The following is a 23,736-nucleotide window of genomic DNA, read 5'->3' on the forward strand; positions in this document are numbered from 1 at the left end:
CTGCCTTATGCCTTACGGCGTGCCTCGATGGCTTCAAATAGTTTACCGGCGATATTAATGTCATATGCGGTTTCGATTTCACGCATGCAAGTGGGGCTGGTGACATTAATCTCGGTAATGCGGTCACCAATGACGTCGAGTCCAACTAAAAACAGGCCGCGACGTTTCAGTTCAGGCCCCACTTCACGCGCTAACGCCCAGTCGCTATCACTCAATGGCTGTGGTCGGCCGCTGCCACCTGCTGCCAGATTGCCGCGGGTTTCCCCGGCCGACGGAATGCGTGCCAACGCATAAGGCATGGGTTCACCATCAATGATGAGAATGCGTTTATCGCCGTCTTTAATTTCTGGCATATACCTTTGAATCATAGCAAATTGAGTGCCATGCGCAGTCAGGGTTTCGATAATAACGCCCAGATTATTGCCGTCGCTGCCGACCCGGAAAATCGACGCGCCGCCCATGCCGTCCAGGGGCTTCAAAATAATATCTTTATGCTCCTGATGGAAGCTGCGGATTTGTTCTGCGTTGCGCGTGACAATGGTCGGCGGGGTAAGATGCGCGAACCAGGCGGTAAAGAGCTTTTCATTGCAGTCACGTAAACTCTGCGGTTTATTGACGACTAAGGCTCCCGCTTCTTCAGCCAGTTCGAGCATGTAGGTTACATACAGGAATTCGGTATCGAACGGCGGATCTTTACGCATCATAATTACGTCAAAATCAGCCAACGGCTGCTCGGTAACACCCTCGAGGTGGTAAAAATCTTCGGCTTGATCAACTACCGAGACTTTACGCGCCCGCGCCATGGGTTTGCCAGCGATCAGGGAGAGATCGGACATTTCCAGATAAAAGCATTCGTAACCCCGTGCCTGCGCTTCAAGCAGTAACCGGAAACTGGTGTCTTTATAGGTCTTCACAGTGGCAATGGGATCCATAATCATTGCTAACTTCATAAGGTTACTCCTGCATTGAAGGCGTCGCTAAATCGCCAAACTGATATTGCATGACACTAAGTGCCGTTAAGGCTGCGGTTTCTGTACGTAATACACGTGGGCCCAGGCGTACCGGCTGAAAGTCAGCTGCCGCGGCCGCCGCCACTTCAGCTTCGCTTAAACCGCCTTCGGGGCCAATCAGCAGCTGCACCTGAGCATTGGTCAATTGCTGTTCCTGGAGCGCTTTCTGAGCTTGTGGATCAAGCGTCAGACGCAACGCCGGTTCAAGTTGCCCGAGCCAGGCTTCCAAGCTAACAGGTGCGTGGACTTGCGGCACTACGCTACGGCCACTTTGTTCACAGGCTGCGATGACAATTTTTTGCCATTGCTGCTGTTTTTTTTGTAATCGATCGCCACTTAGCTTCACGCCACAGCGTTCCGTGAATAGCGGGGTGATGCTATGCACGCCAAGTTCGACGGATTTTTGTAGGACAAAGTCCATGCGGTCGCCACGGGAAACGCCTTGTCCGAGATGGATTTTCAGCGGTGATTCAGATTCATTGGCGTTCATTTCTGTAATCTTTACGCGCACGTTTTTCTTTGACGCCGCCACGATAACCGCCTGATAATCCTGACCATCCCCAGTAAACAGCAGAAGGGGCTGTCCCTCCTGCATGCGTAAAACACGGCCGACATGGTTGGCAGCTTCGGTGCACAGGTCGAGCTCCTGGCCGACGCTAAGCGATGGCGGTCCTGCCTTCGCCGAGCTGCTTTCAGCACTAGTTGTAGCAGTACTTGTGACTCTACTTGTGACTCTACTTGTGACTAAAGGATGATAAATTCGCGGTACTCGCATAACATGATCCTAATTTCGTTTACGACATCATCTTACCAGAAGGAAACCTTTTATGGCGATACAGCAGCAACTGATTCAGTGGGCGAGTGCAGCTACACTTGTCACTGCGGTAGCTTCATCAGCAAACGTATGGGCGCAGGATGCACACAGTTACGCCAAGCTTGATGAAGTCACGACTCCACATCTGGAGTTAGATCTGACGATCGATTTCGCGGAGAAGCGTCTTACGGGCACAGCGACTTACGATTTAGCACGCCACGGCGACGCGGATAGCATTCACCTTGATACCCGCGAACTGCGCATTCACAAGACCGAAATCTGGCAGGATGGCGCGTGGCAGGAAACTGCTTTTGCGCTAGGCGAACCCCATGAGACCTTAGGCCAGGAGCTGACAGTAGCTATTGGTGAGAGCAGTGACAAGTTGCGTATTCATTACGAAACAGCGCCAACCGCCAGTGGTCTGCAATGGCTGACACCGGCGCAAACCGCGGGTAAAGAACATCCGTTTATGTTCAGCCAGTCACAACCGATCCATGCGCGCAGCTGGATTCCGATTCAGGATACGCCAGCGTTACGTCTGACATACAATGCGGAATTACGGACACCGGAAGGATTGTTGGCGGTCATGAGTGCCGATAACAGCTTGAGTGACAACCGCGATGGTTCCTACAGCTTCACCATGCCGCAGGCGATACCACCTTATTTGATCGCGATTGCCGCCGGCGATCTGGAAATTAAATCGATTAGCGACAACGTGGCGGTATTCGCCGAGTCCTATATTGTTGATGAAGCTGCCTGGGAATGGGCTGACACACCGGCGATGATCGAAGCAACGGAAGAAATGTACGGTCCGTATCGCTGGGATCGCTATGATTTGCTGGTACTGCCACCTAGCTTTCCTTATGGCGGTATGGAAAATCCACGCTTGTCATTTATTACGCCCACCGTGGTATCAGGTGATCGCTCATTGATCAACTTGATTGCCCATGAGTTGGCGCACTCCTGGTCTGGCAATCTCGTTACCAATGCCAGCTGGCGCGATCTCTGGATCAACGAAGGTTTTACCAGTTATGTTGAAAACCGCATCATGGAAGCGCTGTTTGGCGAGCGTCGGGCACAAATGGAGCTGGCGCTGGGCTATCAGGATCTGTTGGCTGATATGTCGCGTTTAGCACCGCAAGATACGGTGCTCAACATCGATCTAGGCACCCGCCACCCGGATGATGTGTTTTCAAATGTGCCTTATGTAAAAGGTCAGTTATTCCTGGTTTATCTGGAGAACAAGTTTGGCCGGGAAAAATTTGATGCCTTCTTACGTCAGTACTTCGATGACTTTGCTTTCCAAAGCATCTCGACTGCTGAGTTTAAAGATTATCTGGCGAAAAACCTCCTCGCGCGGCACCCGGATGTGGTCAGCATGGATAAAATCAATGAGTGGATCCATGAACCAGGTTTACCCGCCGATGCACCGCAACCTGAATCTGATGCCTTTGCTCAGGTTGAGAAGCAAATGCAACGCTGGTTAAAAGGTGGCAAGTTGCAAACCCTGGATTGGACCACTCACGAGTGGTTGCATTTCATTAATAATTTACCTCTGGATATCTCTAGCACCAATATGCAACGGCTGGATAACGACTACAATTTAACCGCAAGCAAGAACGCTGAAATTGCGCACGCGTGGTTGAAGTTGGCGATTACCAAAAAATATGAACCAGCACGCGAACGTTTACGTAACTACTTGCTTACCATTGGTCGCAACAAGCTTGTCAGTCCGTTGTATCGGGAACTGGCGAAGACCCCGGAAAACCTGAAGTGGGCGCGCGAAGTCTACGAACAGGCGAAGCCTGGCTATCATCCGTTGACGCAATCCGTTAACGAAGCCTTGTTGTATCCGCAAAACTAAGCAAAAAAAGGAGTAAACCATGCCACTAGCTATAGGCTACGCAGCACACGCAGCAGACCAGGAACTCGAGTATTTCGAATTCGACCGCCGCGAGCCAACCGCTCTCGATGTAGAAATTGAAATTGCCTACTGTGGTGTGTGTCACTCAGACTTGCACCAAGTGCGCGACGAATGGGGCGGTAATACGGTGTTTCCTTGCGTACCAGGGCATGAAATTGTCGGTAAAGTTACCCGCGTCGGCGACAAGGTCAGTAAATTTAAGGTCGGCGATACAGTAGGTGTGGGCTGTATGGTGGACTCGTGCGGGCATTGTCACAGCTGCGATGAAGGGCATGAGCAATACTGTGAAAACGGCTTTGTAGCTACCTATAACGGGGAAGACAAGCACTCAGGTGGGGTGACTTATGGTGGTTACTCAAATCGCATCACGGTCACCGAAGAGTTCGTGCTGCGGGTTTCCGATGACGCCGATCTTGCTGGTGTTGCACCGCTTTTGTGTGCCGGTATCACGACCTACTCACCATTGCGTTACTGGGGTGTGAGCAAAGGCCATAAAGTTGGCGTAGTAGGCTTAGGCGGCCTCGGTCACATGGCGGTCAAACTGGCCAAAGCCATGGGCGCAGAAGTGGTGTTATTCACAACCTCGCCAGGCAAAGTCGACGATGGCAAACGCTTGGGCGCCGATCATGTGGTCATTTCAAAAGACGAAGACGCGATGAAAGCCTGGGTTAATTCCCTCGACTTCATCCTTAATACTGTCGCTGCACCACACAATCTTGACGAATATCTGGGTTTGTTACGCTTAAACGGCACCATGTGTCTGGTAGGCGTGCCGGCGGAGTCACATCCGTCACCAGCGGTGTTCAATCTGATCGCGAAACGCCGCAGTCTGGCGGGCTCGTTGATCGGCGGAATCGCTGAAACACAGGAAATGCTCGACTTCTGCGCAGAGCACAATATCACTTCAGATATCGAGCTCATTGCGATGGATGACATTAACGACGCTTACGAACGCATGTTAAATAGTGATGTGAAGTATCGGTTCGTTATTGATATGGCAACCTTGAAACAGCGATAAAGACTTTTAGACGTCTAAAAGTAGAAAGCTGGGCGTAGTTTCGTTAAACTACGCCCAATTTTTTAAGTCTGAATCAGCAAAAATAGAGATACACACACTATGGCGAAGCACCTTTTTACTTCTGAATCAGTTTCAGAAGGGCATCCAGATAAAATCGCAGACCAGATTTCAGACGCTGTTCTTGACGCTATTTTGGCGCAAGATCCGCGTGCGCGAGTGGCCTGTGAAACCTATGTGAAAACCGGCATGGTGTTGGTCGGTGGTGAAGTATCGACCCGTGCCTGGGTTGATATTGAAGAGCTGGCGCGTAATACCGTGCGTGATATCGGCTATGTGCATTCCGACATGGGCTTCGACGCAGACTCTTGCGCCGTTCTGAATGCTATCGGTAAACAGTCTGCGGATATTAATCAAGGTGTCGATCGGGCTTCGCTTGAAGAGCAGGGCGCCGGTGACCAGGGCTTAATGTTCGGTTATGCGTCAAATGAAACAGACGTGTTAATGCCTGCACCTATTACCTATGCTCACCGGCTGATGCAACGCCAGGCAGAAGTGCGGAAGAACGGTACCTTGTCCTGGTTGCGTCCGGACGCAAAAAGCCAGCTTACCTTTATCTATGAAGATGGTAAGCCGGTCGCCATTGATACCGTAGTCTTATCAACGCAACATTCAGAAGGGATCAGTCAGGCGGATTTACGTGAGGCTGTGATCGAAACCATCATCAAACCGGTACTGCCGGAAGAGTGGTTCCCGGTGAATCAGGAACGGATCTTTATTAACCCAACGGGTAAGTTTGTCATTGGCGGACCTATGGGTGACTGTGGACTGACGGGTCGTAAAATTATTGTCGATACCTACGGCGGCATGGCACGCCATGGCGGTGGTGCATTCTCAGGCAAGGACCCATCGAAAGTGGATCGCAGTGCTGCCTACGCGGCGCGTTACGTTGCTAAAAACCTGGTGGCCGCAGGGCTGGCAGAGCGCTGTGAAATCCAGATCTCCTATGCCATTGGTGTTGCCGAACCGACTTCGATCAGCATCGAAACTTTTGGTACCAGTCAGTATAGCGAAGAGCAACTGATTGCCGTGGTCCGCCGTCATTTTGACTTGCGTCCGTTTGGCTTAATTCAAATGCTTGATCTGGAGCGGCCGATGTATCTTGCCACGGCAGCCTACGGCCACTTTGGTCGCGACGAGTTTCCATGGGAAAAAACAGACAAAGCAGAAGTGCTTCGCGCTGACATCTGATTTGCTTAGAAGCCCCGAATTGTGGAGAATACGCCCATCTAGTGAGCATTTTCTCAAGCAGCAATTCGGGGTTATTTGTTATGACGATAGCAGTTTCTGAGCGTAAGCATCTCGCCAACGCCATTCGTGCCCTCAGCATGGATGCGGTTCAACAGGCCAACTCAGGCCACCCGGGCGCACCCATGGGGATGGCGGATATCGCCGAGGTTCTGTGGCGCGATTACCTGAAGCATAATCCCGAGAACCCCGACTGGGCTGACCGCGACCGTTTTGTGCTTTCAAATGGTCATGGCTCCATGTTGATTTATTCATTGCTGCATTTGACCGGCTATGAATTAACCATTGAAGATTTGAAAAACTTTCGTCAGCTGCACTCAAAAACCCCAGGTCACCCTGAATACGGCTATACTCCGGGCATCGAAACAACTACTGGTCCCTTAGGTCAGGGTCTTTCTAATGCTGTTGGTATGGCGCTTGCCGAGAAAGTTCTTGCTGCCCAGTTCAACCGTGATGGCCATGAAATTATCGATCACCACACTTACGCCTTTTTAGGCGATGGCTGTTTGATGGAAGGTATTTCCCATGAGGTCTGCTCGTTAGCGGGTACCCTTGGTCTGGGCAAGTTAGTAGCATTTTATGATGACAATGGTATTTCTATCGACGGTGAAGTTGAAGGCTGGTTCACTGATGATACCGCGAAGCGTTTTGAGGCCTATGGCTGGCACGTTGTAGAAGACGTTGATGGCCATGACCCCGATGCCATTCAGCACGCCATTGAAGCAGCTCGCGCTGAAATTGCACGGCCAACCCTTATTATCTGTAAAACCATCATTGGCTTTGGTGCGCCGAATAAACAAGGTTCAGAAAGCTGTCACGGTGCACCTTTAGGCGCCGATGAGATTGCCGCAGCGCGGGAACAGCTGGGCTGGCACTATGATGCGTTTGAAGTACCTGCTGAGGTTTACAACGCCTGGTCGGCGAAGAACGATGGCGTGAAGCGCGAGCGCGCGTGGAATCAACGCTTTGATGCCTATGCCGCAGCGCACCCGGAGTTGGCGGCTGAATTAAAGCGTCGCCTGGCAGGTGATTTGCCAGATGACTTCGCTGCACACGCCCAGGCGTATATTGAAAAGTTACAAGCTGAGCCGGCGGATATCGCCAGTCGCAAAGCTTCACAAAATGCATTAAATGCCTTTGGTCCAAAACTTCCGGAATTGCTGGGTGGCTCAGCTGACCTTGCCGGTTCGAACCTGACTCTGTGGGATGACGCGAAAGGCGTGAGCGCAGATGATGCCAGCGGCAACTACGTCTACTACGGCGTACGTGAGTTTGGCATGTCAGCTATCATGAATGGCATCGCGTTACATGGCGGCTTGATTCCTTACGGTGCAACCTTCCTGATGTTCATGGAGTATGCCCGCAATGCGGTACGGATGTCGGCACTGATGAAACAGCGCAGTATTTTCGTCTATACCCATGATTCCATTGGTCTCGGCGAAGATGGCCCGACCCACCAGCCGGTGGAGCAACTGGCAAGTTTACGCACGACGCCAAATATGAGCACCTGGCGGCCTTGTGACCAGGTGGAATCTGCGGTGGCGTGGAAAGCGGCGCTGGAACGTAAAGACGGTCCCACATCACTCATTTTCAGTCGGCAGGGATTGGCGCAACAGCAACGTACGCCAGAGCAGCTGGAAAATATTGCCCGGGGTGCTTACACGCTGCTGGACTGTCAGGGCAAACCTGAACTGATCTTGATCGCGACAGGCTCGGAAGTGGCGCTGAGCGTTGCTGCAGCGAAAACCTTGCAAGCGAAAGGGCACGAGGTGCGTGTGGTATCCATGCCGGCGACAGATGTATTCGACGCCCAGCCAGCTGAGTACCGTGAGCAAGTGCTGCCCCGCGCAGTGACAAAACGCATTGCCGTAGAGGCAAGCATTGCCGACTATTGGTACAAATATGTCGGCTTGGAAGGTCGTATTGTTGCCATGACAACATTCGGCGAGTCGGCACCTGCGTCTGACTTGTTCAAACACTTTGGTTTCACGCCTGAGCATGTAGTTGCTACAGCAGAGGAGCTATTAGCGGAATGACGCAACCACGGGCTCGTGTTGGCTTAAATGGCTTCGGCCGAATTGGACGCAGTGTGCTGCGTGCGTTGTATGAGCTTGGGTATCGCGAACGCGTCGAAATCGTCGCGATTAACGAACTTGCACCAGTTAGCGCTATGGCACACTTGCTGAAATATGACACCACCCATGGCCGTTTCGCCCATCCGGTAACAACGCCTGATGAGCATCAACTGCGCGTTGGAGACGATAGTATTCGGGTCTCGTCTGAGTCAGAGATCAGCAATCTGGCCTGGCAGGATCTTGATGTTGATCTGGTCCTCGACTGCACCGGGGTGCATGGCACCCGCGAAGACGGTGCTCATTATCATGACGCCGGTATCCCGCGTGTATTATTCTCGCATCCCGGCGATCCCGATGTCGATTTTACCGCGATCTTTGGGGTGAACAGCGATCAGTTAACAGCTGAGCATCGCATCGTTTCGAACGGCTCCTGTACCACCAATTGCTGTGTTCCGGTGTTGCGGGTACTTGATGAGGCTTTTGGTATCAAAAGCGGCGCGATCACCACCATTCATGCGGCTATGCATGACCAGCAGGTGATTGATGCCTATCATCAGGATCCCCGCTTAGCACGTGCCGCCGGTCGTTCAATTATTCCGGTGGATACCCGCCTGGCGCGCGGTATAGAGCGTATCATGCCGCATTTTGCCGGAAAGTTTGAAGCGATTCAGGTGCGGGTTCCGACCACAAATGTAACGGCCATGGATTTGAGTGTCACGGTTCGTGACGAGGTCTCGATTGAGAAGGTCAATCAAGTGCTGGCACAAGCCGCCCGGGGCGAAATGGCCGCTATTTTAGGCTTTACCGATGAGCCGCTGGTGTCGATTGATTTTAATCACGATCCGCGCTCAAGCATTGTCGATGGCACCCAGACACGGGTGGCCAATAAGCATTTAATTAAAGTTTTGTGCTGGTGTGACAACGAGTGGGGCTTTGCGAATCGCATGCTTGATACCGCTCAGGTTATGTTACAGCAGCGGCAAAATGCGCGCTAAAAATTAACCAGAGAGGAAACAACGATGTCCGCTGTTATCACCATGGATGACCTCGATTTAGAAGGACTGCGTGTCTTGATCCGTGAGGATCTGAATGTTCCCGTGCAAGCCGGCAAAGTCAGCTCAGACGCCCGCTTGAAGGCAGCATTACCAACCCTGAAACAAGCCTTGCAGGCTGGCGCTAAAGTGATGGTCATGTCCCATCTCGGGCGTCCCACTGAAGGCGAATACGATCCAGAGTTCTCACTACAGCCAGTGGTGGATTATCTGAATGAAGCGCTGGATGTGCCGGTACGTCTGGCCAAAGACTATCTCGACGGTGTTGATGTTGCCGTCGGTGAGGTCGTGGTGTTCGAGAACGTCCGTTTTAATCCGGGTGAAAAGAAAAATGATGACGCGCTGGCGCAGAAACTGGCGGCATTATGCGATGTTTTTGTGATGGATGCCTTTGGCACCGCCCATCGTGCTCAGGCATCGACCCATGGCGTCGCCAAGTATGCCGACGTTGCCTGCGCCGGACCTTTGTTGGCAGCAGAACTGGACGCTTTGGGTAAAGCATTGGCTAACCCGAAACGACCACTGGTGGCTATCGTTGGCGGCTCTAAGGTTTCGACCAAATTGACCGTGTTAGAATCATTGTCGGGCGTGGTGGATCAGCTGATTGTTGGTGGTGGCATAGCCAACACCTTTATCGCTGCCGCAGGTCATCCGGTAGGTAAGTCGCTGCATGAAGCGGACCTGGTGCAAGACGCAAAACGGCTGGTGGCGGCTGCCCAGGCTAAAGGCGGTGACATCCCCATACCATCCGATGTCGTAACAAGTAAAACCTTTAGTGCCGACGCCGAAGCTGAAATCAAAGCAGTAAATTCCATTCTTGCCGACGATATGGTGCTGGATATTGGCCCTGAAACGGCAGCTGCGTTCGCAAAACTATTGCAAAATGCAGGCACCATCGTATGGAATGGACCTGTAGGTGTGTTTGAATTTGATCAATTTGGTGCCGGTACCAAAATCTTAGCTGAAGCGATCGCTGCAAGCTCAGCATTTTCGATTGCCGGTGGTGGTGACACCCTTGCCGCGATTGATAAGTATGGGATCGCTGATAAAATTAGCTATATCTCAACCGGCGGCGGTGCCTTCCTGGAATTTTTGGAAGGCAAAAAGCTTCCCGCAGTAGCGATTCTGGAAGAACGCGCAGAACATGGCTAAGCCTAGCCACTCAGAACAGGAAATCAGGAGATAGAAAATGGCTTTAATTTCATTACGCCAATTGCTCGACCACGCCGCGGAAAACGGTTATGGCGTGCCAGCATTTAACGTTAATAACCTCGAGCAAATGCGCGCCATCATGGAAGCAGCCGATGCGGTTGATAGTCCAGTTATTGTGCAAGCTTCTGCAGGTGCACGCAGCTACGCAGGTGCGCCGTTCTTACGTCACCTTATTCTCGCTGCAATCGAAGAATGGCCACATATTCCTGTGGTGATGCATCAGGATCACGGTACCTCGCCGGCAGTTTGCCAGCGCTCAATTCAACTGGGTTTCAGTTCAGTCATGATGGACGGCTCGTTGAAAGAAGATGGTAAAACTCCGGCCGATTACGATTACAACGTGCAGGTAACGCAAACCGCTGTCGCTATGGCACATGCCTGTGGCGTGTCAGTGGAAGGTGAGCTGGGCGTACTGGGCTCATTGGAAACCGGCGAAGCAGGCGAAGAAGACGGCGTGGGTGCGGAAGGCAAGTTAACCCATGACCAGCTGTTAACGGATCCGGAAGAAGCGGCGCAGTTTGTTAAAGCTACCAATGTTGATGCCCTGGCAATTGCCTGCGGTACTTCGCATGGTGCTTACAAATTCAGCCGTCCGCCGACTGGCGATATTCTGGCTATTGATCGAATCAAAGAGATCCACAAGCGCATTCCAACCACACACCTGGTGATGCACGGTTCTTCATCAGTGCCACAAGAGTGGTTGAAAGTTATTAACGAATTCGGTGGCGAAATTCCGGAAACCTATGGCGTACCAGTTGAGCAAATCGCTGAAGGCATTAAGCACGGTGTCCGCAAAGTGAACATCGATACCGATTTACGTCTGGCTTCAACAGGTGCGGTGCGCCGTCATTTAGCACAAAACCCTGCTAATTTTGATCCACGTAAGTTCCTGAAAGCTTCAACAGATGCGATGTACGATATCTGTAAAGCGCGATTTGAAGTTTTTGGCTCTGCCGGTCAGGCGCATAAAATTAAGGCGCTTTCGCTCGAAGAGATGTTCAAACGCTACGAAGCGGGAAATTTAGACGCTAAAGTGAATTAAGCGGGGTTCATTTTCGCCGCAATCCCACGTTATACTAATGTAAACGTGGATTGCGGAAGAATGAATGAGGTGTATGTGGCATATCAAAAAACTTTAACGGCATTAGCAATTCTTGCTTGTGTTGCGAGTGTTCCGGTGGCTCAGGCACAAGCGTCAATTTTTATGTATGACGATGCCAGTGACCTGGATACAGAAGAGAAAAAGGACTGGGATGCGTCAGCTGAGCTGGGCCTGCTCTTCACTTCAGGTAACACTAAGACGGAAACGTTTAAGACTAAACTAAGTGCTGCGCGTGATTATCAGAATTGGCGCCATAAAGGTATTATCGACTATTATCGCTCGAAACAGGAAGATCAAAGCACCGGCGAGACTTACGTGACCGGTGATAAGCTTTTTGTGTCCGGCCAGTCAAACTATAAGTTCAGCCCTGAAAGTCGCTCGTCCGTATTTATCTTCGGCTCGTACGAAGAAGATAAGTTCAGTGGTTACGAGTATCAGGGTACTGTTGCTGTAGGTTATGGTGCCCGCTATCGTTATAGCGAAGCGTTGTACGCAGACTATGAGGTTGGTCCGGGTTACTCTGTCAATAAACCTATTGTTGATGGCGTCGTGCAGGAGCAGGAAAGCAGCGCAATTTTGCGTCTTGCCGGTAATTTGGTATGGGATATTACCAAAACATCGAAATTCAATGCTCTGGCCTCAACGGAAATTGGTGAAGAAAATACCAAGTCGCGTGCCGAAGTGTCTGTTTCTGCAAACGTGAACAGCTCCCTGGCATTGAAGTTTTCCGTTGCTGCAAACCACAACTCGTATTTAGAAGATCCGAGTAAAGAAAATCTCGACACTGAAACTGCAGTAACTCTGGTTTACAGTTTCTAGCGTCGAGTTAATAAACTACCTTAGACCTTCCGTTTATTAAGTGAAGCGGGTTGCCGATTAGTCTTCGGCAATCCGCTTTTTCAAATGTACCGGCTTGTTACGTTTGCGCACTTTAATGTTGAGCAATTCGACAATCAGCGAGAAGGCCATCGCAAAATAGACGTAGCCCTTCGGCACGTGGAAGCCGAGCCCTTCGCCCATGAGGGTAAAGCCGATAAGAATAAGAAAGCTCAGGGCGAGCATCTTAATCGTCGGATGGTTATCGACAAAATCGCCTATGGCTTTTGCCGCCAGCATCATCACCAGTACGGCCACGACCACCGCGATAATCATCACCGCAACATAGTCCACTAAACCGACAGCGGTAATCACAGAGTCCAGTGAGAAGACGATATCAATGATCGCAATCTGGGTAATGATGGCGCCAAAGGTTGCCACTTTGCCGCTGGTTTTCTGTTCTTCAACTCCCTCCAGGCTGTGGTGAATTTCTAACGTACTCTTAGCGAGCAAAAACAAGCCACCAAAAAACAAAATCAGGTCACGTCCCGAAAAGGCGAAATCAAATACTGAAAATAACGGCGCTGTAAGCCCCATCACCCAAACGATACCTAACAGCAGTAGAATGCGCATGCCCATTGCCAGCAACAAACCGATCTGTCGTGCTTTTTGTCGTTGTGCTTCCGGCAAGCGTCCCACGAGGATTGAAATAAAGATAATGTTATCAATACCTAATACAACTTCTAAGGCGGTCAGTGTGGCCAGAGCAATCCATGCTTCGGGCAAAAAGATCCATTCAAACATGTGGCTTTTCCTTACAAAATGTGACGATTGAATTACAATTAGCAGACCGTTGTGAAAAACAACGATGAATAAGCTTTGCGTGTGCTTAGCGATTTAGCTAGTATGCGCGCACCCCTATGAAAGGGGAATACTTGATTTCAACAGCAGCAACAAAGGCGAACTTTTATGTCTGCAAATTCGTTTCTTGGCGTTTTCGCAAAGTCTCCGATCAAGCCTATGATCGAGCACATCTCTCAAGTGCATGACTGCGCAATGACCTTAAAACCTTTTTTCCAAGCTGTGTATGCAAACAACTGGGATGATGCGGAAGACCATCGCAAGGCCATCGTTAAAAAAGAAAAGGCCGCAGATGATCTAAAGCGCGATATCCGTCTTAATCTGCCCGGCGGATTGTTCATGCCCGTTGAGCGTACCGACCTTCTTGAACTCGTATCTCAGCAAGACCGCATTGCCAATAAAGCCAAAGACATTTCTGGCTTGATTACCGGTCGCCAGCTGCAAATTCCTAAAGACATGATTGAAGGCTTTGATGCCTATTTGCAGCGCTGTCTTGATGCTACGGATAAAGCCAAAGAAACTATCGGCGAATTCGACGATCTGCTGGAAGTTGGCTTCAAGGGGCGCGAACGCCGTATTGTTGACAGCTTGATTTCAGAGTTAGACAGTATCGAGCAGGATACCGACGCATTGCAAGTCAAGTTGCGCCGGCAATTGCGTGCCCTGGAGCAGGATATGAATCCTCTGGATGCGATGTTCCTCTACAAAATTCTTGATTGGGTCGGTGATCTCGCGGACCTGGCCGAGCGCGTGGGTGCACGTTTCGAACTCATGCTTGCACGGGTCTAAGTCGGAGACTAACAATGGATATTATTTCTACTTACAACCTCACGCTGATCCTACTGGCAGCAGCGTTTGCCTTTTTCATGGCATGGGGTATCGGTGCAAATGACGTCGCCAATGCTATGGGAACCTCTGTTGGTTCAAAAGCATTAACCATCAAGCAAGCTATCATCGTCGCAATGATTTTCGAGTTCGCCGGGGCCTATCTCGCCGGCGGCGAAGTCACCTCGACAATTCGTAAAGGTATTATCGATTCTGCCTACTTTGTCGACGCGCCTGAGCTGCTGGTCTTCGGTATGATTGGCTCGCTGTTGGCAGCCGGTGTTTGGTTGTTGATTGCATCCTACCTTGGCTGGCCGGTATCAACCACACACTCGATTATTGGTGCTATCGTCGGTTTTGCTGCCGTTGGGGTGAGTCCTGACTCGGTTGAATGGATGAAAGTACTTGGTATCGTCGGGAGTTGGGTAGTGACGCCGATGATTGCCGGCTTACTGGCGTACTTTATTTTTATCAGTGCCCAGAAGCTTATTTTTGATCAGGAAAATCCGCTTGATATGGCGAAACGTTATGTGCCTTTTTATATGGCATTGACCGGCTTCGTTATTGCCTTGGTAACTATTACCAAAGGCCTCAAGCACGTTGGTCTGAATTTTTCGACTTCTGAAGGCATCTTGCTGGCGGTAGGTGTTGCTATCGTTGTGTTTTTTCTTGGCAAGATCATGATCGGACGCTTGAAGTTCGACCCTTCCGCTGACAGAAACATGCATTACACCAACGTCGAAAAGGTTTTCGCAGTGTTGATGGTGGTTACCGCCTGCGCCATGGCATTTGCGCATGGTTCGAACGACGTAGCCAACGCTATTGGTCCGCTCGCAGCCGTGGTCAGCATCGTACAAAGTGGTGGTGAAATTTCCAGCAAAGCCGAACTGGCCTGGTGGGTATTGCCAGTAGGTGCGGTCGGTATTGTACTGGGTCTGGCTATGCTAGGTAAGCGGGTTATTGCGACTATTGGTAACGGTATTACCCACTTAACCCCAAGCCGCGGCTTTGCTGCTGAACTTGCTGCGGCTTCGACCGTGGTCATCGCGTCTGGTACAGGTTTACCGATTTCCACCACCCAAACCCTGGTGGGTGCGGTGTTGGGGGTAGGCATGGCACGTGGTATCGCTGCACTGAATCTGGGTGTGGTGCGCAACATTGTGGTGTCATGGGTAGTAACCTTGCCCGCCGGTGCCATCATGTCGATCATTTTCTTCTATATTATAAAGGCGTCATTTGGCGTATAGCCGTCCTTGATACCCAGTTTAAAAGGCGACTTCGGTCGCCTTTTTTGTGTCTGGAGAAACTATTTTCATATCTCCGACAACTTTTTATCAGAACTGAACGACTTTATTGGCAAAGAGAAAAAGGAACGTACATTGTGTTTGCACCATCAGATGAGCGGCTGGTAAAACGAGCTCTGGAAAATAACAAACAAGCGTGGTTGCAGCTGGTAAAACGCTACGAAGGATTAGTTTTCAACTATGCCTTGCGTATGAGTGGCAGCCGAGACGATGCGCTGGACCTGATGCAGGATGTCTTCATGTCGTTGTTCCGTAATCTTGCCGGGTGGCGCGGTGAAAGCTCATTTAAGAATTGGCTTATGACCATCGCTCATTATCGTTGTATCGAGCATTTCCGCAGGCGCAAAGACTATGCTGAAGATTATGATTTCGAGCAACAAACGAGTGACTCGGACTGGCATGATCCAGAAGCTGTATATGAGGGACAGCAGCAAACCCAGCGATTGGTGGCTGCTATGCAAAAGCTGCCGTTAGAACAACGGCTGGTAGTTGAGTTAAAGTTTTTTCAGCACCTGAAACTGCAGGATATCAGTGAACAGCTTGAGGTGCCTTTGAATACCGTGAAGTCCCGTTTATACAAAGCGGTCGAGAGTTTGCAGCAGTTGGTGGAGGACTTATGAGTAAACGACAAGATTTTCAGTCTTGGATTGAGACAACCGCCGCAGCGACGCAACCTGAGCCGGTCCCCGAATGGCCGCGGGAAACTACTTTTCGCCAGCGGACTGCAGTAACAGCAACTAGCTGGTGGCAACGACCCTTCGTGCCGATGGCATCACTCGCTTGCTCAGCTTTAGCAGTGCTTGCGGTAGTGACGCAACTACAGGTGGAAGTGACCGGACAGGGCTTTAACGTGCATTTTGGTGGCGGCCTGAGTGAGCAGCAGTTACAGGCTGCGGTGGACGAGAAAATGGCGGCTCTCGCCGCTGAGCAACAGTTACAGCTCGCCAACTATGCCGCTAACTTGCGTCAGGACTTTAGCGATGATGTTGCTGCTGCGAATCAGCAATTGGTGAATTACGTGTTAACTACGAATCGCAACGAGCGGCAGGAAGATATGGAAGATCTGATTCGTTACGTTAATGCTCAGCGCGAAGACGACCAGGTGTATCTAGCACATCAGCTTTCTCAGGTTACCGGGCAATTATTAGAGCAAGATGGCCTGTGAAGTTATTAACATACGGACATTAGGAGCAATACCATGGGTAAATTATTAATAGTTTCAGCCGTAGCTGCGGCTTTGATTGGCAGTGCCACAGCACATGCTGACCAACAGCAGCGCGATGAACTAAAAAAACAATTAGAAATTATGAACAGTATTTTCACTACGGCGATGGAACAAAAGCGTGACGAAGGAACTGAACGAGCACTGCTCAGCAATCGCCTTACCTATAACTATTTAGCCGGTCAGGGTGTCGTCTATCGCACCCAGATTGGTGGTGGCCGGATGGTATTTTTCAATGGCGGCGTACCTATGCCTCCTATGCCGCCAATGCCAGAGCTTAATGACATTGAAAGCATTGAAATCGAAGCTGCGATGGCTGAAGGTCTGGCCAAAGCGGGGGAGGTGATTCGTGAACTTGAAATTGTCACTGATGAAGTGGTCGTAAGCGACGGCCAAGTGTTCTTCAGCTCAGATGACGGCGAGGGCAATGTCGAGATAGTACGTCACGTTTCCCGACAGATGCGTGATCATGCCCGTGAAGTCCGTGAACTGCGCCGTCGGGTACGTGACCTGGAATTGGCCAAAAATACTGCAGACGGTGACACCCAAGCGATAGAGCAAGAGCTAGCTGCCGCACAGGCAGAATTGCGTGAACGCGAAGCAGCAGTGGCAGTAGCGCGCACTGAACTGGCGGAGGCGCGCGAAGAGTTGCAAGCAAAGGCAGCGGAACACCGGGCGAAGCGAGCCGAGCGGAAAGCCAGCCAACTGGCTAAATTTGAACAAACCATGGCAAGTACTCTGTGTGATTACGGCCGCACATTAAGCGCGCTACCGGCGCAGGAAAATGTGAGCTTCATTGTGGAAAATGGCGGTGATGACGAGAGTGGAGAAGATAAGATCTTCATTTTTAATAAACAACAACTCGACAATTGTTCATCAACAAGTGATCTTTTGGCAAAGGCAACGACGTATAGCTTTTAACTGATCGCAAGATCGGTTGTCATCTCTGTTTAGCACGCCTTCGGGCGTGCTTTTTTTTGTCGTGTAAAACAGGTAAAGTACGCGCTCAAAACAGCAGCAGTAAACCTTATGGACGTAAAAGACTTTAGTTTCGACTTACCCGATGAACTGATCGCACGTTACCCACAGCCTGAACGCAGTGCTAGTCGTCTGTTGGTGCTTGATGGCGCGACCGGTAGCGTAAACCATGACCAATTCAAAGCCATTGTAGATCACCTGCAAGCGGGCGACTTGTTGGTATTTAATGATACTCGCGTGATACCCGCCCGCATGTTGGGTGAAAAGCTCTCCGGTGGCAAAGTTGAGATCCTGGTCGAGCGTATGCTCGATGACCACCGGGTGCTGGCGCATGTGCGGAGTAATCGCGCACCCAAGCCGGGACAGCGCATGCGTATGGAAGATGCGGTAGAAGTCGAGATGCTTGGCCGTGAAGGCGCCTTATTTGAACTGAAGTTTATTACCGAAGACAAGGTACTCGATGTGCTGGAGCAGCATGGCCACATGCCGTTACCGCCGTATATTGACCGTCCTGATGAAGCCAGTGACCGGGAGCGTTACCAGACGGTGTACAACAAAAAACCCGGGGCAGTTGCGGCACCAACAGCAGGTCTGCATTTTGACGACGCGATTCTTGCGGCGCTTCAGGAAAAAGGTGTCAATTTTGCCTACGTAACCTTGCATGTAGGTGCGGGCACCTTTCAGCCGGTACGGGTCGACAAAATTGAAGAGCATCACATGCATAGCGAGTATGCCGAAGTGCCGGCGGAAACCGTTGCTGCTATCAAGCAAACCCAGGCTAACGGTGGTAGGGTTGTTGCTGTCGGGACAACCTCGGTGCGCTCGCTTGAGTCCGCTGCGCAGGCGGCAGTCAAGGAACAACGGGAACTGGTGCCGTTTTTTGCTGACACCGATATCTTTATTTATCCAGGTTACAAATTCCAGCTCATCGATGCCATGATCACCAACTTTCATTTGCCGGAGTCGACGTTAATCATGCTGATTTCCGCTTTTGCTGGTCGTGACAATGTACTTGGGGCGTATCAGCAAGCCATAGACAACCGCTATCGGTTCTTCAGTTATGGCGATGCGATGTTTGTGACCCGCCAGCCGAGCTAAGATATACTGTTGCTCTCGGACTGTTTTTCCGTGATTTAACCGAACGGTGATGAAATGAAGTTTGAATTACTTTCTACCTGCGGCAAAGCCCGCCGCGGGCGTATGACTTTTGACCGCGGCGTGGTCGAAACACCAGCTTTTATGCCAGTAGGAACTGCGGGCACCGTAAAGGGCATGACCCCAGAAGAGGTGAAGGCAACGGGTGCGCACATCTGTCTGGGCAATACCTTTCATTTAATGCTGCGTCCCGGCACGCAAATCATCAAGCAACATGGCGATTTGCACGATTTCATGAATTGGGACAAACCGATTCTCACGGATTCCGGCGGTTTCCAGGTGTTTAGCCTTGGTGAGTTACGCAAGATTACCGAAGAGGGCGCGACCTTTCGTTCGCCCATCAACGGCGAGAAGATTTTGCTGACCCCGGAAAAATCGATGGAGGTGCAACGCGATCTGGGGTCCGATATCGTGATGATTTTTGACGAGTGTACGCCTTACCCGGCGACGCAGGCCGAAGCACGCAGCTCCATGGAGCTTTCGTTGCGCTGGGCTGAACGCTCGAAGACAGCTCATGGCGACAACCCGGCGGCATTGTTTGGTATTATCCAGGGCGGCATGTACGAAGAGCTGCGCACCATTTCTCTCGAAGGGTTGACGGATATCGGCTTTGACGGTTATGCCATTGGTGGACTTTCCGTTGGCGAACCGAAAGAGGACATGATGCGTGTGCTTGATCATATTGCGCCGCAAATGCCAATCGATAAACCCCGCTATTTGATGGGGGTGGGTAAGCCAGAAGATTTAGTCGAAGCAGTGCGGCGCGGTGTCGATATGTTCGATTGTGTGATGCCGACCCGTAATGCGCGCAATGGCCATTTGTTTGTCAGTAGCGGCGTTGTGAAAATTCGTAACGCAGTACATCGCACCGACACCGGACCATTAGATCCTGAGTGTGATTGCTACACGTGCCAGAATTATTCACGAGCGTACCTGCACCACCTTGATCGCTCCAACGAAATGCTCGGGGGACGATTAAATACCATCCACAATTTGCATTTCTATCAGAAGGTTATGCAGGATCTGCGGGATGCGATAGAAGCGGATCGACTTGATGAGCATGTCGCAGAGTTTTATGCCAAACGTGGTTTAGATGTGCCAGCTTTGGATTAATCTTATCAAGCCCCGGTCCCTGCGCTTAGGCAGGGATCGAGGTGGCGATATCGATAATGTAAGGTTTGATTCCAGCGAAGAAGAACTCCACAGCAATCAGCATGACAATTAAGCCCATCAGGCGCATAAGAATTTTACTTCCGCTACGGCCAAGCTTGGCTAACATCTGCCGGCCACTGGCGAGCACTACAGCAGTCAGTAAGCAGACCACGAAAATCGCGACGAACAGACTGATGGTTGCCATGGTCGGCGTAGCTGTCGCTTTGCCTTCCTGAATCATCAGGATCACCATGGTGATGGCACCGGGTCCGGCAATCATCGGAATCCCAATGGGGGTCACCGCGACATCCGAGCCAAAGTCACCATCGGTTTCGCCGTCAACCCGTTTCGGGACTGTGCGTCCGCGCAGCATTTCAAAACCCATCACGAAGAACAGGATACCGCCGGCGACCCGCAGACCATTCACGGAAATGTTAAAGAAGCTGAAGATAACCTCACCCAATAGGGCGAAAACCGCCAAAGCAATAAAAGCCGTTACGGCTGCGCGCATTGCCACCCAGCGCGCGGCTTTTGGCGTCATTGCCTCGGTCAGCGCGATATAAATAGGGATAGCTGCGATCGGGTTTATCATGGTGAACAGCGAAGTAAACTGGAATAAAAAGGTATCAAGCATAGTAGGAATCCCTGCGCATAAGTTGGCGTATTGTATCAACTTTTAAAAATCGTAGCGGAAAAAGTCAAATAAATGCACAAAAATAGTTGATGCGACACAGGTTGGCGCAATACTATGTCATAATATTCCTTACAAAAATAAAACAAAGGATGGCGCTATTTTTGTACGAATAATCTTCCCCTGACTGTTCTCTGAATAGGAAGCGGTGGTTCAAACGCATGGAACTCTCGTTGACCAGCCTGATACCATGCGTCACCGCTTCCACCTAAGCTAACTTCGGCATTATTTCCCTATCAATTAAATTGATCGCAGGCTTTACATCAGGATCTGAACTCGCTACAATTCAGCACCATTTTTATTCGTCATGGTCAATAAATGACCAATGTTGATAACCCAACAACAGAATTTTCATTGAGGTGAGATTTTAATGCCAGTTGTTAAAGTAAAAGAAAACGAACCGTTTGACGTTGCATTACGCCGTTTCAAGCGTTCTTGCGAAAAAGCCGGTGTACTTTCAGAAGTGCGTCGTCGTGAATTCTACGAAAAGCCAACTTCAGAGCGTAAGCGCAAGAAAGCTGCAGCCGTAAAACGTCACGCGAAGAAATTATCGCGCGAAAACGCGCGTCGCACTCGTCTGTACTAAGCCAGCGCTTAGCACAGAGGGTCGCTAGCTTTTACGTCGCGACTGGTTGCTGGAGTGTTCAGTAACTATTCGAAGGCCGGAGCACGGAAACGTGGTCCGGCTTTTTCATTTGGGCTTTTGCAAGTTCGACTTAAGCAAGTACAATCCATTTACTTTATCGGCGTCTCGACGAACGGAACACAAAATCCATGGCAGGCTTAATACCTAAAAGTTTTATTCACGATCTCCTTGACCGCGCAGACGTGGTTGAAGTTGTGGATAGCCGTGTACCGTTAAAAAAAGCAGGCCGTAATTATCAAGCCTGCTGTCCCTTTCATAACGAGAAGTCGCCGAGTTTTACCGTTGCGCCGGATAAACAGTTTTTTCATTGTTTCGGCTGCGGTGAGCACGGTAATGCCATTGATTTTCTGATGCGTTATGACGGTCTGGAATTTCCCGACGCAGTGGAAGAATTAGCTGCTTTGTTGGGGATGGAAGTACCGCGGGAAACCTCCGTTAACCCGCAGGCTGAGGCGCGCAAACGGCAACAGGCCGCCGATGACTACCAACAGATGGAACACGCAGCTAAGTTCTTTGCTCACCAACTGCGTCGCCATCCCAACGCACCTAAGGTGATTGAATACCTGAAGGGGCGTGGTTTAAGTGGCGAAATCGTCAAAGCATTTCAAATTGGTTATGCTCCGGACGGCTGGGATGAATTGCTTAAGGCCTTAAGCAAGGATCAGCGATCAAAGGATCAGCTTGTCGATCTGAAGTTAGTCAATCGCAACGATAATGGTCGTTATTACGACTTTTTCCGCGACCGCATCATGTTTCCGATCCGTGATCGTCGTGGCCGGGTGGTTGGTTTTGGCGGACGTATTCTCGAGGGTGACGGGCCCAAGTATCTTAACTCGCCGGAAACCCGGGTCTTTCATAAGGGCCGCGAGCTTTATGGTTTTTATGAGGTAAAACAAGCCCACCGCCAGATCGAACAGGTCGTCATTGTTGAAGGCTACATGGACGTGGTGGCGTTGGCGCAGGCCGGCATCGATTTTGCCGTGGCCTCGTTAGGTACCGCGACCACTACGGATCAATTGCAGATGTTGTTTCGGGCGACGCGCAAAGTGGTGTGTTGCTACGATGGTGACCGCGCCGGCCGCGATGCCGCCTGGCGTGCTTTGGAAAACGCCTTGCCCTTACTGACTGACGGCCTGGAACTAAGCTTTCTGTTCTTACCGGATGGGGAAGACCCCGACACGCTCGTACGTAAAGAGGGCGCTGATGCTTTTACCGCCCGGCTTGGACAAGCGCAGAGTTTCACCAGCTATTTTTTCAGCCACTTGTCAGAGCAGCTTGATCTCGCATCTGACAGCGGTCGGGCGGCACTATTGAGCCAGGCGAAACCACTTATTGAGCGCATCGCCAGTGACTATTACCGCGAAGCCTTACTGGCAGAGTTGGCCCGCCTGCTAAGGCGCGAAGTTTCTCAGGTTGCGGCGCAGGTCAAACAAGCTCCAGCGACGGGCGTTAAACGTGAAGAGCTGAAAATCACCCCAATGCGCCGCGCTATAGCTTTACTGCTGCAATACCCGCAACTGGCTCAGGAAGTGCCTGTGCATGACGCGCTTGGACAACTTAAAGTGCCCGGTATTCAGGTGTTTATGCAGCTGCATAAACAAGCACGGGAACAGAATCTTACCTCGGCTCAGTTACTCGAACTTTGGCGAGGCACCCGGGAAGAAAAGCTGTTACGCCAGCTCGTCACCTGGGAACACCATCTCGACCAGGATAAAATCAGTCAGGAGTTCTTCGACACCTTCTTGTATTTTATTGATTTGTTTGTCGAGCAGCGCGCCAATGAATTACTTGCTAAAGAACGTGTAGCACCGCTAACCCATGCCGAAAAGAAAGAGTATATGGCGCTGATGCAGCACCGGGCGCAAAAGAACACGGGTGGCGATGACAGTGGGCAAGGTAAGCAAAGAAGTTAGTGGAATCGGCGAAAGCTTTGTCGTTTTCGCTAATCCGGCCGTTGCGAGCGCACTAACCGGTCTTAACTCGCATCGTAAGTCATTGAAAAGTATCAACTATAAAAATCCGCCCAAGTTGGCACTATCCTTGCAATAATCTCACCGCTTAGCCATTTAAATAGAACATATAACGTATTGTTAGGGAGAAAATAATGAACAGAGTTAAAGGTGCAGCGGCCGCTGCCTGGATTGTCCTTGTTAGCACCGGCTTGCAGGGCTGTATCATAGTTGCCGACGGTGAGCATGGCGATGGTTACTCAAGCAGCGACTTCCGCAAGCAGGAGGCAGAAAACCGTCGTATGATTTCCGCTCTAAGTGATAGTGCCACCGTGACCTATGTGCGCGAAACCATGGGCACGCCAGAGTTTGCCAATCGTACCACCGTGGATGGCGTGCGTTACGATGTTCTCTACTATCGCACCCACCGTGTTGAAGCCGACGGTAATACCACCAAAGACGAGTGCACACCGCTGGTTTTTAAAGACGGTGTGTTGGTCGGTACAGGCGAGCTGGCTATGAGCCGGATCCCACAAAGCTACTGATTAATTTCTGGCTCAAAACTGCATAATCTGCTACAATTTCCGGTCTTGAATTTGATTTTCCGTTTAAGACCGGTTTTTAT

22 protein-coding genes are annotated in these 23,736 nt (G+C 50.7%); 18 read left to right on the forward strand and 4 right to left on the reverse strand.

The features are described 5' to 3' along the window. Positions 1–5: 5 nt before the first annotated feature. Positions 6–950 (reverse strand): glutathione synthase, encoded by a 945-nt coding sequence (gene gshB / locus CWI69_RS11025; protein WP_126764330.1) that lies wholly within the window; start codon positions 948–950, stop codon positions 6–8. A 4-nt stretch (positions 951–954) separates the two neighbouring features. Beyond that, positions 955–1,785 (reverse strand): 16S rRNA (uracil(1498)-N(3))-methyltransferase, encoded by an 831-nt coding sequence (locus tag CWI69_RS11030; protein ID WP_126764332.1) that lies wholly within the window; start codon positions 1,783–1,785, stop codon positions 955–957. 52 nt (positions 1,786–1,837) lie between these two features. Between CWI69_RS11030 and CWI69_RS11035 the strand changes: the two genes are divergently transcribed. The 8 genes from CWI69_RS11035 to CWI69_RS11070 all read left to right on the forward strand — a co-directional run bounded on the left by CWI69_RS11035 (position 1,838) and on the right by CWI69_RS11070 (position 12,331). After that, positions 1,838–3,688 carry a M1 family metallopeptidase gene (locus CWI69_RS11035; protein ID WP_126764334.1) on the forward strand — a complete coding sequence of 617 codons (1,851 nt, stop codon included), beginning with the start codon at positions 1,838–1,840 and terminating at the stop codon, positions 3,686–3,688. Between the two features lie 19 nt (positions 3,689–3,707). After that, complete coding sequence (locus CWI69_RS11040; protein ID WP_126764336.1) at positions 3,708–4,766, forward strand: NAD(P)-dependent alcohol dehydrogenase; 1,059 nt, start codon at positions 3,708–3,710, stop codon at positions 4,764–4,766. A gap of 99 nt (positions 4,767–4,865) precedes the next feature. After that, the gene (gene metK, locus CWI69_RS11045; protein ID WP_126764338.1) at positions 4,866–6,014 is read left to right on the forward strand and encodes a methionine adenosyltransferase; all 1,149 of its coding nucleotides are present in this window, start codon (positions 4,866–4,868) and stop codon (positions 6,012–6,014) included. 80 nt (positions 6,015–6,094) lie between these two features. Further along, complete coding sequence (tkt, locus tag CWI69_RS11050) at positions 6,095–8,107, forward strand: transketolase (RefSeq protein ID WP_126764340.1); 2,013 nt, start codon at positions 6,095–6,097, stop codon at positions 8,105–8,107. Continuing rightward, positions 8,104–9,141 carry an erythrose-4-phosphate dehydrogenase gene (gene epd, locus CWI69_RS11055; protein WP_126764342.1) on the forward strand — a complete coding sequence of 346 codons (1,038 nt, stop codon included), beginning with the start codon at positions 8,104–8,106 and terminating at the stop codon, positions 9,139–9,141. The genes tkt and epd overlap by 4 nt, the downstream gene beginning before the upstream one ends. Before the next feature lie 24 nt (positions 9,142–9,165). Continuing rightward, the gene (locus CWI69_RS11060; RefSeq protein WP_126764344.1) at positions 9,166–10,350 is read left to right on the forward strand and encodes a phosphoglycerate kinase; all 1,185 of its coding nucleotides are present in this window, start codon (positions 9,166–9,168) and stop codon (positions 10,348–10,350) included. Positions 10,351–10,387: 37 nt separating this feature from the next. Next, the gene (gene fba, locus CWI69_RS11065; protein ID WP_126764346.1) at positions 10,388–11,452 is read left to right on the forward strand and encodes a class II fructose-bisphosphate aldolase; all 1,065 of its coding nucleotides are present in this window, start codon (positions 10,388–10,390) and stop codon (positions 11,450–11,452) included. 75 nt (positions 11,453–11,527) lie between these two features. After that, a complete protein-coding gene (locus CWI69_RS11070) occupies positions 11,528–12,331 on the forward strand; it encodes a DUF481 domain-containing protein (protein ID WP_241971104.1) in 804 nt (267 codons plus the stop codon). 57 nt (positions 12,332–12,388) lie between these two features. Here CWI69_RS11070 and CWI69_RS11075 read toward each other — a convergent pair whose 3' ends face one another. Continuing rightward, positions 12,389–13,132, reverse strand: coding sequence for a TerC family protein (locus CWI69_RS11075; RefSeq protein ID WP_126764347.1), 744 nt, complete (start codon positions 13,130–13,132; stop codon positions 12,389–12,391). Positions 13,133–13,297: 165 nt separating this feature from the next. Between CWI69_RS11075 and CWI69_RS11080 the strand changes: the two genes are divergently transcribed. The 7 genes from CWI69_RS11080 (at position 13,298) to tgt (ending at position 19,786) form a co-directional block, all read left to right on the forward strand. Beyond that, on the forward strand, positions 13,298–13,978 hold the full coding sequence (locus tag CWI69_RS11080; RefSeq protein ID WP_126764349.1) for a TIGR00153 family protein: 681 nt from the start codon (positions 13,298–13,300) through the stop codon (positions 13,976–13,978). A 14-nt stretch (positions 13,979–13,992) separates the two neighbouring features. Further along, complete coding sequence (locus CWI69_RS11085) at positions 13,993–15,261, forward strand: inorganic phosphate transporter (RefSeq protein ID WP_126764351.1); 1,269 nt, start codon at positions 13,993–13,995, stop codon at positions 15,259–15,261. 134 nt (positions 15,262–15,395) lie between these two features. After that, positions 15,396–15,938, forward strand: coding sequence for an RNA polymerase sigma factor (locus tag CWI69_RS11090; protein WP_198678946.1), 543 nt, complete (start codon positions 15,396–15,398; stop codon positions 15,936–15,938). Beyond that, entirely contained in the window at positions 15,935–16,483 is a 549-nt protein-coding gene (locus CWI69_RS11095; protein ID WP_126764352.1) for a hypothetical protein, read from the forward strand. Before CWI69_RS11090 ends, CWI69_RS11095 begins: the two co-directional genes overlap by 4 nt. A gap of 33 nt (positions 16,484–16,516) precedes the next feature. Continuing rightward, the gene (locus CWI69_RS11100; RefSeq protein ID WP_126764354.1) at positions 16,517–17,461 is read left to right on the forward strand and encodes a hypothetical protein; all 945 of its coding nucleotides are present in this window, start codon (positions 16,517–16,519) and stop codon (positions 17,459–17,461) included. Positions 17,462–17,569: 108 nt separating this feature from the next. Further along, positions 17,570–18,616, forward strand: coding sequence for a tRNA preQ1(34) S-adenosylmethionine ribosyltransferase-isomerase QueA (queA, locus tag CWI69_RS11105; RefSeq protein WP_126764356.1), 1,047 nt, complete (start codon positions 17,570–17,572; stop codon positions 18,614–18,616). Between the two features lie 54 nt (positions 18,617–18,670). Next, complete coding sequence (tgt, locus tag CWI69_RS11110; RefSeq protein WP_126764358.1) at positions 18,671–19,786, forward strand: tRNA guanosine(34) transglycosylase Tgt; 1,116 nt, start codon at positions 18,671–18,673, stop codon at positions 19,784–19,786. Between the two features lie 25 nt (positions 19,787–19,811). Here tgt and CWI69_RS11115 read toward each other — a convergent pair whose 3' ends face one another. Then, on the reverse strand, positions 19,812–20,459 hold the full coding sequence (locus tag CWI69_RS11115) for a MarC family protein (RefSeq protein ID WP_126764359.1): 648 nt from the start codon (positions 20,457–20,459) through the stop codon (positions 19,812–19,814). Positions 20,460–20,886: 427 nt separating this feature from the next. On the opposite strand from CWI69_RS11115, the gene rpsU reads away from it, so the two are divergent. The 3 genes from rpsU to CWI69_RS11130 all read left to right on the forward strand — a co-directional run bounded on the left by rpsU (position 20,887) and on the right by CWI69_RS11130 (position 23,656). Then, positions 20,887–21,102, forward strand: a complete 216-nt coding sequence (rpsU, locus tag CWI69_RS11120) for a 30S ribosomal protein S21 (protein ID WP_034733010.1) — start codon at positions 20,887–20,889, stop codon at positions 21,100–21,102. A 188-nt stretch (positions 21,103–21,290) separates the two neighbouring features. Further along, on the forward strand, positions 21,291–23,075 hold the full coding sequence (gene dnaG / locus CWI69_RS11125; protein WP_126764361.1) for a DNA primase: 1,785 nt from the start codon (positions 21,291–21,293) through the stop codon (positions 23,073–23,075). A 191-nt stretch (positions 23,076–23,266) separates the two neighbouring features. Beyond that, positions 23,267–23,656, forward strand: coding sequence for a DUF3192 domain-containing protein (locus CWI69_RS11130; RefSeq protein ID WP_126764362.1), 390 nt, complete (start codon positions 23,267–23,269; stop codon positions 23,654–23,656). The last annotated feature ends 80 nt before the right edge of the window (positions 23,657–23,736 follow it).

Source organism: Pseudidiomarina halophila (assembly GCF_003987215.1).
Classification (GTDB): domain Bacteria; phylum Pseudomonadota; class Gammaproteobacteria; order Enterobacterales; family Alteromonadaceae; genus Pseudidiomarina; species Pseudidiomarina halophila.

Bases quoted from the DNA above. Each gene is read 5' to 3' on its own strand.
- dnaG (WP_126764361.1), top strand. From the start codon at position 21,291: ATGGCAGGCTTAATACCTAAAAGTTTTATTCACGATCTCCTTGACCGC.
- CWI69_RS11060 (WP_126764344.1), top strand. From the start codon at position 9,166: ATGTCCGCTGTTATCACCATGGATGACCTCGATTTAGAAGGACTGCGT.
- CWI69_RS11040 (WP_126764336.1), top strand. From the start codon at position 3,708: ATGCCACTAGCTATAGGCTACGCAGCACACGCAGCAGACCAGGAACTC.
- CWI69_RS11130 (WP_126764362.1), top strand. From the start codon at position 23,267: ATGAACAGAGTTAAAGGTGCAGCGGCCGCTGCCTGGATTGTCCTTGTT.
- fba (WP_126764346.1), top strand. From the start codon at position 10,388: ATGGCTTTAATTTCATTACGCCAATTGCTCGACCACGCCGCGGAAAAC.
- tkt (WP_126764340.1), top strand. From the start codon at position 6,095: ATGACGATAGCAGTTTCTGAGCGTAAGCATCTCGCCAACGCCATTCGT.
- CWI69_RS11035 (WP_126764334.1), top strand. From the start codon at position 1,838: ATGGCGATACAGCAGCAACTGATTCAGTGGGCGAGTGCAGCTACACTT.
- CWI69_RS11075 (WP_126764347.1), bottom strand. From the start codon at position 13,132: ATGTTTGAATGGATCTTTTTGCCCGAAGCATGGATTGCTCTGGCCACA.
- CWI69_RS11080 (WP_126764349.1), top strand. From the start codon at position 13,298: ATGTCTGCAAATTCGTTTCTTGGCGTTTTCGCAAAGTCTCCGATCAAG.
- CWI69_RS11085 (WP_126764351.1), top strand. From the start codon at position 13,993: ATGGATATTATTTCTACTTACAACCTCACGCTGATCCTACTGGCAGCA.
- rpsU (WP_034733010.1), top strand. From the start codon at position 20,887: ATGCCAGTTGTTAAAGTAAAAGAAAACGAACCGTTTGACGTTGCATTA.
- gshB (WP_126764330.1), bottom strand. From the start codon at position 950: ATGAAGTTAGCAATGATTATGGATCCCATTGCCACTGTGAAGACCTAT.
- tgt (WP_126764358.1), top strand. From the start codon at position 18,671: ATGAAGTTTGAATTACTTTCTACCTGCGGCAAAGCCCGCCGCGGGCGT.
- CWI69_RS11100 (WP_126764354.1), top strand. From the start codon at position 16,517: ATGGGTAAATTATTAATAGTTTCAGCCGTAGCTGCGGCTTTGATTGGC.
- queA (WP_126764356.1), top strand. From the start codon at position 17,570: ATGGACGTAAAAGACTTTAGTTTCGACTTACCCGATGAACTGATCGCA.
- CWI69_RS11030 (WP_126764332.1), bottom strand. From the start codon at position 1,785: ATGCGAGTACCGCGAATTTATCATCCTTTAGTCACAAGTAGAGTCACA.
- CWI69_RS11115 (WP_126764359.1), bottom strand. From the start codon at position 20,459: ATGCTTGATACCTTTTTATTCCAGTTTACTTCGCTGTTCACCATGATA.
- CWI69_RS11095 (WP_126764352.1), top strand. From the start codon at position 15,935: ATGAGTAAACGACAAGATTTTCAGTCTTGGATTGAGACAACCGCCGCA.
- epd (WP_126764342.1), top strand. From the start codon at position 8,104: ATGACGCAACCACGGGCTCGTGTTGGCTTAAATGGCTTCGGCCGAATT.
- metK (WP_126764338.1), top strand. From the start codon at position 4,866: ATGGCGAAGCACCTTTTTACTTCTGAATCAGTTTCAGAAGGGCATCCA.